Raw genomic sequence first — 12,276 nt, 5'->3', positions numbered from 1 at the left:
GCTCAGACCTGCACAACGATCAGGGCGATGTCCCGCCATCGGCGCGATCGTATAGCCGATTGCTTTCGGAAGACTAGACAGTAGTCAATCGGCGACCACCGGTCGATCTGGCGCTCGAGAACAAAACCCGCGGCAGTAACCTGGCTGGCCAGAAGGTCGGACGCGATTCCATGATGCAGGAAAAACATCCACCGCGGGGATATAAAATCGACAATAACCAGACGGCCACCGGGGCGGAGGGCAGCATAGAGCGTCCGGTTGATCGCCGCCGCGTCGTCCAGGTGATGGTAGACACGGCGCATGTATATGAAGTCGCAGCAGCTGTCGGGCAGATTGGCGGAGTGCTCGCCCGCCGGTATGACTATGATGTTGGTCAAACCGGCAGCCAATGCCGCACTTTTGATCGCTTGGAGCTTCTTGGCCTCAATTTCAGTTACATAGAGATGGCCGGACGCTCCAAGGTGTTGGGCTGTTCGGACGGCCATACGGCCAAATCCGGCTCCGATCTCGGCGCCGGTCATTCCGGGACGCAGTTCCATCACTGCAGCCAGCCGGTCCACCTCATTTCGAAATCCGGGTCCGCACTGCGACCATAGGATGGCGAAGCCCATGGCCGCCACCAGTAGTACCAGTAGACAAGCCGCAAAAACGAGTAGGCGAGAACGACGAGACATCATAGGCGATCCGTTGGATTCAGCGCGAGGAGACCGGTGCGCTGAAAACGCATCACTTGAACCCAATCCCGCGCTTTTTGAAAGGGCAAGAGACGGCTGATATCATAGCTGATCGACAATCCAATGGCAGCTTATTTCGGAGCTATGGCAAAAGGGGAGAGCGGATTCAAGAACATCAAGCTCGGGAAGAATGTCTACGCCAGCTGAAGCGGCGCGGGCCACCGCAGCCGATCCCAGCCAAACCACATCGGCCGGAGAGACCCGTCAGACCGCAACGGCCCTCGCCGGGCGACGAGCCCTGCAGCAACAGGGCGTAATGACGCAATTGTAAGAGACAGCGCGCCATCGACTCTCACGGCAGGGCCTCCGCACTGACCGGCTTGCATCATTGAAAAAGCGGGACGTCCAACTGGTTTGCCAAGTTTCCACGCTCGCAACCCTGATCGGTATGTTGGTAAACGGGCGGGATGTCCCCGGTTTCCGCTTGCGCTTCCGAATGAGAATATTTATAACTTGCATATCATGGGAATGAAGACAACACCGAAATGCGCAGTTCTGCTGTTGAACTTTGCGATACTCCTGGCCCTGGCGCCTGCGAGAGCGCAGAAGGTTATCCCGGCCGTCTACCCGGCCAAAGGCTTTTCCGTGGGGTGCCAGGCAAATACCTTCAATCGGTTTACCGTCTTTGAGGCGATCGAGAAGACTGCGCAGGCCGGCGGAAGAATCATTGAGTTCTACCCCGATCAGAAGTTGAGCAAAGACGAGCCGGACGTACTGTGGAACCACAATGCATCGGACGAAATCATTGCCAAAGTGAAACACAAACTGGCCCAACACGACATCCTGGCGGTCAGTTATGGTGTTGTGAACATTCCGAAGGACGAACCTCAGGCGCGGCGCGTATTCGAATTTGCCGTAAAGATGGGCCTGCGCACGCTGATCACCGAATCTGTCGATGCGATCGATACCTTCGAAAAACTGGCAAAGGTCTATGATATCGGCATTGCCTATCATCACCACCCACGGCGGCTCAATGATGCGAGCTACAGGCTCTGGGACCCGAGTTACATCGCCGATCTGCTAAAGGGGCGCGACCGGCGGATCGGTGCATGCGTCGACACCGGCAACTGGACGCGTTCGGGTATCCGGCCCGTCGACGGCATAAGAATCCTCAAAGGCCGCATTCTGTGCGTCCATTTGAAAGACATGACTGAGTTCGGCAAGCGCGATGCCCACGAAGTGCCTTTCGGCACGGGCGCATCGGAGATCCGGGCATGCCTCGAGGAGCTGACGGCTCAGGGTTTCGAGGGCGACATTGCCGTGGAATACGAGTTCAACCCGGAAGACAATTTGTCGGAAGTCGTGAAGTGTATCCAGTTTTTGAGGGAATTCGCGGGAGTGCAACAACAAATCAGAGCGGGAGAACGAATCAAATAGTGGCGTGCTCCCGCGCATCGATATGCCTGAAGTCAGCCCTCGTCTGACCGGTCTCCATCCCCGCGGCGGTTCACTTTCCCCGGCCCTGGCCAACGATAGTGCAAGGATTGCCGTTGAGCGCACAGACTTCCCCTGTCACCTGCCTGACGACGTTGTGGACCGCGAGGCACTTCACATTCTCCCAGAACGAATTATTCGGTGCCCAGGTTACCCTGTCTCCCTTTCGATTCCGTGCTCGTCACAGTTGTAACCATTGAAAAAAAGTGTCAATTGGTACAAATTCGTGGCAAGAATTCGTTTTCATTCGTGGTTTGAATTCGTGTCCAATCGTAAGCTGGCAAGAGGTGGTCCCCATGGCAGACGAGAGACGATCGCCCGACAATCTTTCCGGTAGACAGGTTTCGTTTTCTACGCAGGCCGTGTGGGCCGGCGAGCGTGAGTACCTCGTGCAGGGTGCGACTCAAGTGCCCGTGGTTTACAGCGCGGCCTACGGCTATCCCGATGTCGACACCTGGATCGAAGTGGCCACGGGACGCAAGCCGGGTCACATCTACAGCCGCAATACCAATCCCACCGTGCAGGCTTTCGAAAACAAGATTCGCGCGCTCGAGGGCGCTCAGGCGGCAACGAGTTTTGCGACCGGAATGGCCGCGATAAGCAATACGCTGTTCACCCTCCTGTCGCCCGGGGATCGCGTCGTTTCCGTCAAGGACACCTACGGCGGAACCAGCAGAATCTTCCTGGAATTTCTGCCCCGTTTTCAAATCGAGGTGGATTTGTGCGATACGACCGATCACGAACAACTCGAGGCGGCGATTGCACGGGGGTGCCGGGTCGTATATCTGGAATCGCCCACGAATCCGACACTCAAGGTTATGGACATCCCTCGCCTGGCCGAGGCCGGGCACAGGGTCGGCGCGACCGTGGTGGCCGACAACACCTTTGCCACTCCCGTCAACCAGAACCCCCTGTCGCTCGGCGCCGACCTTGTCATCCACAGCGCCACCAAGTTTCTCGGCGGACACGCGGACGCGATGGGCGGCGCCGTGTGCGGGGACGCCAAGCTGGTCGAACGGATATTTCATTTCCGCGAGATCACGGGCGCCACACTTGACCCGATGGCCGCATACCTGTTGATCCGGGGCATGAAGACCCTGCCCCTGCGCGTGCGCCGGCAAAACGAAAGCGCTCTGCGCATCGCGCGCTGGCTCCAGGCTCAGCCTGCCGTCGAAGCCGTTTTCTATCCGGGCCTGGAGACACACGCAAATCACGAAATCGCCAGGCGTCAGATGCGCGGCTTCGGAGGCGTGCTCAGCTTTATGCTGCGCGGCGGTTTCGAGGCAGTGAAGCGCGTCCTGCCGAGACTGCGACTCGCGCATCGCGCCGCGAACCTTGGGGCGGTTGAAACCATCGCCGGGCCGCCCGCAACGACGAGTCATGTGGAATGTTCACCGCAGGAGCGTGAGGCGATGGGCATCCCGGAAGGTCTGATCCGGTATTCGGTGGGAATCGAAGATGTTGAAGATTTGATCCTCGACCTGTCGCAAGCCCTGGAAAGTCGATAGGCCGCGTCTCTGACCCGGCGTCCAGCGATCGCCGTCGCAATCTCAATCAGGCGATTCTGGAGTCCGGCGCGCATTGCGCACAAAGGTGATCTTCTCTTTCCGGATTTCATGAGCCGTTGCCCGCCAGCCGATCGCCAGCCATGCGTTCGCCTGCGCATGAGTCCTATCGTTGGCCCACCACGCCGGGCTCGTGACGGCCGGCTGTGGCAGGGCCTGGCCCAAAACGGCTGCCATTTCACGAAAGCTGAGATCGACCGATCCTGCTTCGGGACCTCGGCTCAAGAGGAGTTGAGCCAGCGGAAGATACCTGCGTGCGTGCAGGATGAGCCCTTCGAGATCGTCCGCACTTACCGGCGTACCGCAGGACGGTGACTCGTAGTTTTCCGCCGGCCCGGCCTGCCAGAAATCGATATGAAGCTGAAACGCGATCGGAGCCTCAGCAAAGGCGGTCGCATCGGCGCACGCATGTTCCGCAAATCGACGCGCCTCATTGTCGCTGCCCACGAACAACAGTTTTATCTCCCGCCCTGCGGCAAAGAGGATCCGGCAGGAGCCGCCGGCCCGCATGGAATGGATGCCGCCGCCCAAAGGCTCGCGCTGGAGGCCTGCGTCGCCCGGATGTGCCATAAAAAGCCGTATTGCCTTCAAAATCTCGCAGTCATGATGATCCGGCAGCTCACAGGCCGAGCGCAGGAAATGGGGAGTGACGACCACTGTTTTAAAGCATTCCGGTTCCATGCGAACTCCATGAAGATGACACCCCATAAGACAAGGAAAGGGACTTGAAGTCAAATGCTGTTTCATCCCTGCGCTTCATGTGCCGGGACAGAATCACAGTGACGAACCGCATGCTGCGGCAGCCCAAGATAGAAAAGAGGACGGGTGAGTGAAGGAAGACGCGGCAGAAAGCTACGGAGCCGCGCGCGTCAGAAGCCATGAATAAATCGGGGATTGTCCCAAAGCGCCCGAAACGGCAGCTTGTTCGGACTATCCGTTCCTGACGAAGGACGACAGAGGCTGGTTTTTCGTCGAATTGAAATCTGCCGCCCCCGCGGCAGCACCCGCTGCGGCAGCCAATTCCGCGGCCCCTGCGATCGTGGGGCTTTGGAACGCGGTTGCGAAGTCAACCGACGGGGACCTTCAAGTCCAGATGGAGATCAAGCAGGAAGGCGCGACGCTGGCCGGATTTTTCAAGACGCCGGACGGAACAATTCCACTCACCAAGCTGAACTTCACAAACGACAAGCTCTCTTTCGAGATTGTTACTCACGCCCGTTGGTCCTGTAGCAGGCCTGGGCCATTTATGCCGGTCTGAATGGCATATCCTGCCCATGCGCCGGGCCGTACGAGGGTCAGTTTCGGACCATCTAAAAAGGGCTCCTATGCCGATGACGCGCCGTATTGAAGATTGTAAACTGGCATCACTGTTGGTTCTGCTTTCGAGGGACCATGATGGGGAGGAGACGGAAAATGCTGAGCTTTGAAGATAAACCTTACCGGGATGTCATTGAAGATTGGTTCAAGCGTATTGGCTATGCTCCGGTGTTTTATGAGAGTCATACGCCCGTGCGTGTTCCGGGTTCGGTGAAGCGTTTGACAAAGAGGGAACGTGAGCGCGTCGACTCCCTTTCCAAGGAGCGCGGCTACCGGCGATTCCATGCCAGTGGGAGAGTCGTATGAGGGGCATTGCCCAGGTTCTTGATTCGATTTCCGTGTGTGGTCCCTGCCAATAACCCCGATCTGAAGCAGACCGGCCGGTCCGGCTGAATTCTGAGTGGGCGAGTCATCAGCAGTCTTGCAGTTTCTGAGGTTTGGCCAAAACAGCGGCTGGACAACATCGACTATTTCGGAGAAAGAAGCAGACCATTGGCAAATGCGATGATCGAAGGAAGGCGGACACTGCGACTCTATGAGCCAATCTCGCTCGCGGTGCGGGGCGAGCAGGGAAAGGGCGATCGGTTCGAATTCGAGACGGTTGCCAGGGACATCAGCGGAGGCGGGCTCTGCGCCGTTGCGCCAAGGATCTTGAGCACAGGGGACAGGCTTCGTTTCAGCATTCAATTCGCGCGTGCCGGCACCAGGCCTTTCCACGCGCCGACAGTTATCACGCGGGGTGTCGTGATTCGCGTGCAGGAACTTTCTGACGGCACTTACCTGTTTGCCGCTGCATTCACCATGCGTGGGATTATGTAGAGGACCCTGAGGACGCCGAAAGCGCCGCAGCAACGGCCGATGAGCAGGCTACGACATCGGCAACAAACCGCCAAAATATCAGCGTGGAATTTCAGCAAGGCCGTTGCGGTAGGCGAAGATCAGCAACTCGAGCCGGCCCGCCACTTCGAGCTTTGAGTAGATGGACGTCAGGTGGTGATGGACGGTGATTTCGCTGATGAAGAGTCGTTCAGCGATCTGCCGGGCGTTCAATCCCTCTCCGACCAGGCGGATTACTTCTCGCTCGCGCGTGGTGATCGAGGCGATCTTGGCTTCTTTGGGGTCCTGCTTTCTGGTTCGGTTTGCCGGGGAAAAGTCGCCCAAGACGGTGGCGATAGTGGAGCGGTCAACCCATGCTTCGCCGGCGTGAACCCTCTCGATGGCTTTGATCAGGACGTTCGCGGGCTTGTTTTTTGAAACCACGCCGATGGCTCCGAGGCGGATCGCCTTCTTTTGCAGCTCGGGGTCTGCTGAGTCGCTCAGGATCAGGACCCGGGTGGCTTCCGCGGCCGCAAAAATTCTGGGTAGCAGCTCCAGCCCATTCCCTTCATTCACATCCGTCCCGAGCAGCGTAACGTCCGGCTGCTCGCGTTTGACGATTTCGATGCCGTCGCTCTCGCCCGCCGCCTCGCCGACGACCTTGAATCCCTCCCTGGATTGGAGCAGCGAACGGATGCCGGCTCGGAAGAGTTCCAGTTGATTGATAAGCACTATTCGTACTTCCGATGCTGCAGGTTTGACCGCCTGGTTTTTCATGGACCTTCGCCTCAGTGTACATATCGGCGGATGGAGCCCGGCGCTGTCAGACAATTTCAGGTGGGATCGAGCGGACCTCATCGCTTGGGCTTCCTCCCCCGACTGTCTCTTCGATCGTATCAAGGGCGTGAATTCGTTCGGCACTGGCCTTGCTGGTCTTGCGCGGGTGGCGTGGTGCAGAAGCAGGTAGCTCTTCCTCCGGACACACGGGGTTGCGCTGGTCAATGGCCCGATGATGGTCAATGTCCGATAAAGGGGATTCACTGGCTGGTCAAGAACATAGGTGTTCAAAGGGACAATTCATCGACCAGGACAATAGCAAGTTTTGGCTATAGAGAGGCCGGCGCAACAGGCTGTTTTGGGCCACGAAATCGGCAATGGGGGCCGATGTGCGAAGGACATCGCCGGGTTACTATTGGGGCAGAGTTCAGTTGGCTTCCTGTTCGGGAAGGGTCCGATGCTGGCACCATGCTCACGGATGTTTCTCCAGGAACAATCCCGGATAGAGAATGAACTTCAGCGGTCAGTAGATGGGAGCGAAGAAGGCGCATGCCATCAGCATTAGACATTATGGGAGGCAATATGGAGAACGTCCAAAAATCCAGAGCAACTCCGAGAATCCTGAGGAACAATCTGAATTTTGGCGCCAGTGCCAAGACTTTCAAATATGCATTGGGAACCCTCCTCGTGCTCTCATCGATCCTGGGATGGCGAGTGTTAACGCCAACCCCCCAGGTAATTCAGGCTGCAGTTGTTCCTCCGGTTCCTCTCGAAGCAACGGGTGTCTCGCGGCACAGCACTTTGAGCGTCGAGGTATTTCAGAAATTTGTGACCCAGAACAGTCAACGGATGTATCCGCGATTATCCCGGGAGATCGTACAGTCTGCAATCAAGTATTCGGAAAAGTACGATCTGTCTCCAATTCTGGTGCTTGCAGTTGTGGCAACTGAATCGCAGTTCTATCCGTTTGCGATAAGCAAGAAAGATGCAAAGGGGTTGATGCAGATCAATCCGGAGGCGAATCAGCAGTTATTGCTCCAGGAAGGAATCTTCCAGGAGCCCTCGGACATTTTCGATCCAGATCGGAACATTGAAGCCGGGTGCTATCTCCTGCGGAAATTCATCAACGAGTCTCCAGACTTCAATACCGCTTTGGACAAGTACCTCGGGGCGGATTCAATCTCATACAAGGCAGACATTCACGCTGTGATGGGAAGGGTCCTTCTTCTTGGCATCACCGAAGAGCTCAACAAGACAGCGCAGCATAAAATACAACCTATCGTAAAAGTGGAGGCTCCACCCAGAGCGCGTAAATAACCAGTGCCCTGGTAGAAAAATCCCGGCTCCTTCTCCGGCAGCTCGCCCACATTCGGGAGCCGGGATTCGAGACGTTGCGTCCCCAGCACGACGGCCGGCATTCCTGAAGAGTTGCCGATGCAACGCCCCCATGAGGATTCTTGCAGCGATCCATCCGGCTGAGGCGATTCGCAAAATTCTGGATCGCTGCAGGCGCCGGGCTGGCATACGCGTTCGAGCCAATTGCCCTGCTGCACGAACGGATGATGTTGACCGAATGTCTGTCTCTGACGGCATTCGCCGCCTTCGTCCTGGCCGGCATCCTCTATTTGCGGCACCCCAGGGTGTTGGTGCTTTTCCTCCTTGCCGTTCTTTCCACGGTGATTGTTACGCTCAGAATTTCATTTCTCCCAATCCTCTTGGCATCCATGGCAGTGCTTCCCCTTTTCTGCCGATGGACGGGCACCGCTGCCTCGGCGCGACCATGGCAAGTTTATGGACGGCGTGCCCTGCATTTTGGGCTTTCGATCGGAATGACATTGGCCGCACATGCCGGTTACAAGCAATGGTTTCACAGGGTCTCACACGAGCCGGCAGCCTATAACATCGGGGATGGATTCTTCCTTTTCTTGCCCCTGGAAGCTCATCGGCCTGCTATGTCCGGCCAAATGGGAACCGGAGCCGATCGCTTCCTCGTGGCACTACCTGTTACAACCCACTAAGACGTCGATTCCGCGACCACCAGCCGTTCCATGGGTCCTCCGGGAGAATTCCGCAGACGATTTGTCCTGACTCATGCTATTCTCGCCCCAAGATTTCAACAGCATAGCCGGTTACTTTAGCTTTTGACTACACGGAAAAGCCGGAGGTAGAGCATGAAATATCGAATTCTGTTTGCGCTTTTGACTGCAGCGATATGGGCGTTCGGCGCACCGGGGACCATACACCTGCTGCAGAAGCCCGCCATGAACAAGACCCAAATCGTATTCTCTTACGCAGGTGATTTGTGGACCGTGAGCCGCCAGGGCGGCATGGCCACGCGGCTCACCGTCGGATCAGGGCAGGAGAGCGCTGCCCAATTCTCTCCGGACGGGAACAACATCGCGTTCTCGGGCGAGTACGACGGTAACACCGACATTTTCACAGTGCCGGCGACGGGCGGGGTGCCCAAGCGCATCACCTACCATCCGGGCGCCGATTACCTTGAAGGCTGGACACCGGACGGGACGCAGATCCTGTTCCGCTCCAGCCGCGAGAGCTACTCGCGCTACACCCAGCTCTTCACGGTCTCGCCGGAGGGCGGCATGCCTCAAACGCTGCCGTTGCCGATGGCCTATGCAGGATCGTATTCGCCGGACATGAAGCGGATGGTGTATCAACCGCTCGATGGCGGGCAATTCGCTACCGATACCAACAACTTCGTTTCATGGAGACGGTATCGGGGGGGCCGCGCCAGTTACATCTGGATAGTTGATTTCGCGGACCTGAAGACCGAAAAGATCCCGCGCACGGACTCGAACGACTTCAGTCCGATGTGGATAGGCGACAAGGTTTACTTCCTCTCCGACCGCAACGGCCCGGTAACGCTGTTCCGTTATGATCCGCAGAGCAAGAAGGTCGATGAGCTGATCAAGAACACATGGAAGGACATTCAGTACGCCACGGCAGGTCCGGGCGGGATCGTCTACGAGCAGTTCGGACAGATCCACATTTATGACCTCGCCACGCAAAAGGAACACCAGGTACCGATCGAAATGGCGGCGGATCTGACCGAGGTGCGGCCCCATTTTCAGAACGTGGCGCGCGAGATTCGCGATGTCCGGATCTCCGCCACCGGCGTCCGCGCGGTGCTCGAGGCCCACGGTGAGATCCTTACGATCCCGGCGGACAAGGGCGACATCCGCAACCTCACCGACTCGCCGGGGGTGATGGATCGGGCGCCTTCATGGTCGCCGGATGGAATGTCGGTTGCCTACTTCTCCGACGAGTCGGGTGAGTACGCGCTGCACATCAAGCCGCAGACGGGCGAAGGCGAGACGCGCAAGATCGCGCTGGCGGGCCATTCCGCTTACTACTCAAATCCGAAGTGGTCGCCCGACAGCAAGCACATCGCATTCAACGACAACCAACTGCACCTGTGGGATGTCGAGGTTGCATCGGGTAAGGTGGCCACCGTGGATACGGATACCATCAGCGAAGGCGGCATGGATTTCGCATGGTCGGGCGATTCCAAGTGGATCGCGTACGCCAAGTCGCTGCCCAACCGGCATCACGCGATCACGATCTACTCGCTGGAGAGCGGGACGAGCCGGCAGGTGACCGACGGCATGAGCGATGCGCGCCATCCGGCGTTCGACCGTGACGGACAGTACCTCTATTTCACGGCCAGCACGAACTATGGCCCGACACAAAGCGGGCTGGACATGACCAGCGATGAACACGACGTGACCAGCAGCGTCTACCTGATTGTGCTGGCAAACAACGTAGCATCGCCGCTGGCACCCGAGAGCGATGAGGAAAAGGCGGTAGAGCCCGGCGCGGCCCCGGAAGCGGGAACCGGCGCCGGCCGCGGCGGCCGGGGCGGCGGCGCCGCCGCGGCCATCACGCCACCCAGGCCCGTGCGCATCGATTTCGACCGGATCCAGCAGCGCACCATCACGCTTTCCATCCCGGCGCGCTCGTACTCTTCGCTGACCGCCGGGCGGGCCGGGATCTGTTACATCATGGAAGGCGCCGGTCGCGGCGCCGGCGGCGGTGGAGGGTCGACCCTTTCGCGGTACGACTTGAAAGCCCGGCGGATCGAGAAGCTCGCCGACGGAGTCGCCTCGTTCGACCTCTCGGCAAATGGCGATAGGATGCTGCTACGCTTGGGAGGTGGTGGCGGTGGTGGGGGGCGCGGCGGACAAGGCGCCGCTGCAGGCCCGCAGTACGTAATCGTGTCTTCGTCCGCTCCGGTCAGGCCCGGTGAGGGTTCGTTGCGTCTGAGCGATGTGGAAGTCTACGTAGACCCGATCTCCGAGTGGAAGCAGATGTATCACGAAGTGTGGCGCATCGAGCGCAGCTACTTTTACGATCCGAACCTCCACGGCCTGAACGTGGTGGAGGCCGAGAAAGAATACGAGAAGTATCTGGATGCACTGGGCTCGCGCACGGACCTCAACTACATCATCCACGACATGATCAGCGACATTACGGTGGGACATCTGCGCGGCGGCGGCGGCAACATTCCTTCCGCCAGAAGCGTATCCGGCGGCCTGTTGGGCGTGGACTACGAAATCGCCAATGGCCGCTACCGTTTCAAGCGGATCTTCACCGGAGAGAGCTGGAATCCGCAGTTGCAGGCGCCTTTGGCGGCGCCGGGACTGAATGTGAACGTGGGCGATTACCTGCTCTCGGTCAACGGCACAGACCTCACTGCCAAGGACGACGTATCCCGGCTGCTGGAGAACACGGCCGGCAAGCGCGTGATCCTGCGCATCGGCTCGGACGCAACCGGCGCGAATGCGCACGAGATTACCGTGATCCCCACCGCCAGCGAGTCGCAATTGCGCACACAGGCCTGGATCGAAGGCAACCGGCGCAAAGTGGATGAGCTGAGCGGCGGAAAACTGGCGTACGTCTACATGCCCGATACGGGCCAGGGCGGGTTGACCAGTTTCACGCGCTACTACTTCGCGCAGTCGGACAAAGAGGGCGCGATCATCGACGAGCGCTTCAACAGCGGCGGCCAGGTTGCCGATTACGTGATCGACGTGTTGAGCAGGCCGTTGCAAGGGTTCTGGAGCCCGCGCTACGGCGCCATTTATCGCACGCCGGCTGCCGCCATCTTCGGACCGAAGGTGATGATCATCAATGAATTCGCCGGTTCGGGCGGGGACTGCATGCCCTGGATGTTTCACTACAACAAGATCGGCACGCTGGTAGGCAAACGCACCTGGGGAGGATTGGTGGGAGTCGGGTCCTACCCGCCGTTGATGGACGGCGGCAGCGTGACCGCGCCGAGCTTTGGGTTCTTCAATCCGGAAGGTCAGTGGGACGTGGAGAACAAAGGCGTGGCACCCGACGTGGAAGCGGAACTGGATCCGAAGGCGATACACGACGGGCACGACCCGCAACTGGAGCGCGCGGTGGCGATCGCGATCCAACAGATGAAAGATCATCCGGCGCCGGTGCCGCACCGGCCGCCGTATCCGAATTACAACTCATCGAAGGGGCCGGCCAGCATCAAGAAGTAGCGTCGATTTTGGAGGTGGGGCATCATCCGCACCGCCGGCATGTGGATGGTCCCCGCCGCCTGGATGGGGCACGGCAGAGTTCCGTCATGCCGTCATACTTGC

The 12,276-nt window shown here is 58.7% G+C and carries 11 protein-coding genes; 8 read left to right on the top strand and 3 right to left on the bottom strand.

Annotation, left to right across the window (positions count from 1 at the left end):
* Positions 1-2: 2 nt before the first annotated feature.
* A complete protein-coding gene (locus LAP85_07710; protein MBZ5496272.1) occupies positions 3-611 on the bottom strand; it encodes a methyltransferase domain-containing protein in 609 nt (202 codons plus the stop codon).
* A gap of 591 nt (positions 612-1,202) precedes the next feature.
* Between LAP85_07710 and LAP85_07705 the strand changes: the two genes are divergently transcribed.
* Both LAP85_07705 and LAP85_07700 read left to right on the top strand, forming a co-directional pair.
* Positions 1,203-2,111, top strand: coding sequence for a sugar phosphate isomerase/epimerase (locus LAP85_07705; protein MBZ5496271.1), 909 nt, complete (start codon positions 1,203-1,205; stop codon positions 2,109-2,111).
* Positions 2,112-2,464: 353 nt separating this feature from the next.
* Entirely contained in the window at positions 2,465-3,676 is a 1,212-nt protein-coding gene (locus tag LAP85_07700; protein ID MBZ5496270.1) for a cystathionine gamma-synthase family protein, read from the top strand.
* Positions 3,677-3,718: 42 nt separating this feature from the next.
* Here the strand turns inward: LAP85_07700 and LAP85_07695 are convergent, their stop codons facing one another.
* On the bottom strand, positions 3,719-4,414 hold the full coding sequence (locus LAP85_07695) for a hypothetical protein (GenBank protein MBZ5496269.1): 696 nt from the start codon (positions 4,412-4,414) through the stop codon (positions 3,719-3,721).
* A 295-nt stretch (positions 4,415-4,709) separates the two neighbouring features.
* Between LAP85_07695 and LAP85_07690 the strand changes: the two genes are divergently transcribed.
* From LAP85_07690 to LAP85_07680, 3 genes are all read left to right on the top strand, one after another.
* Positions 4,710-4,991, top strand: a complete 282-nt coding sequence (locus LAP85_07690) for a hypothetical protein (protein MBZ5496268.1) — start codon at positions 4,710-4,712, stop codon at positions 4,989-4,991.
* Between the two features lie 155 nt (positions 4,992-5,146).
* Positions 5,147-5,356 (top strand): hypothetical protein, encoded by a 210-nt coding sequence (locus tag LAP85_07685; GenBank protein MBZ5496267.1) that lies wholly within the window; start codon positions 5,147-5,149, stop codon positions 5,354-5,356.
* Positions 5,357-5,542: 186 nt separating this feature from the next.
* A complete protein-coding gene (locus tag LAP85_07680) occupies positions 5,543-5,869 on the top strand; it encodes a PilZ domain-containing protein (GenBank protein MBZ5496266.1) in 327 nt (108 codons plus the stop codon).
* Positions 5,870-5,947: 78 nt separating this feature from the next.
* On the opposite strand, the gene LAP85_07675 is transcribed toward LAP85_07680, so the two are convergent.
* Positions 5,948-6,643 carry a response regulator transcription factor gene (locus LAP85_07675; GenBank protein MBZ5496265.1) on the bottom strand — a complete coding sequence of 232 codons (696 nt, stop codon included), beginning with the start codon at positions 6,641-6,643 and terminating at the stop codon, positions 5,948-5,950.
* A gap of 582 nt (positions 6,644-7,225) precedes the next feature.
* Here LAP85_07675 and LAP85_07670 point away from each other — a divergent pair.
* The 3 genes from LAP85_07670 (at position 7,226) to LAP85_07660 (ending at position 12,174) form a co-directional block, all read left to right on the top strand.
* Complete coding sequence (locus LAP85_07670; protein ID MBZ5496264.1) at positions 7,226-7,960, top strand: transglycosylase SLT domain-containing protein; 735 nt, start codon at positions 7,226-7,228, stop codon at positions 7,958-7,960.
* A 140-nt stretch (positions 7,961-8,100) separates the two neighbouring features.
* Complete coding sequence (locus tag LAP85_07665; GenBank protein MBZ5496263.1) at positions 8,101-8,661, top strand: hypothetical protein; 561 nt, start codon at positions 8,101-8,103, stop codon at positions 8,659-8,661.
* Positions 8,662-8,814: 153 nt separating this feature from the next.
* Complete coding sequence (locus LAP85_07660) at positions 8,815-12,174, top strand: PDZ domain-containing protein (GenBank protein MBZ5496262.1); 3,360 nt, start codon at positions 8,815-8,817, stop codon at positions 12,172-12,174.
* Positions 12,175-12,276 lie beyond the last annotated feature (102 nt).

Source organism: Terriglobia bacterium, from assembly GCA_020072565.1.
In the GTDB taxonomy this organism is placed as follows: Bacteria; Acidobacteriota; UBA6911; order UBA6911; family UBA6911; genus JAFNAG01.
Note: the sequence above shows the minus strand (reverse complement) of the source record. Positions and strands in the feature narration are given on the sequence as shown.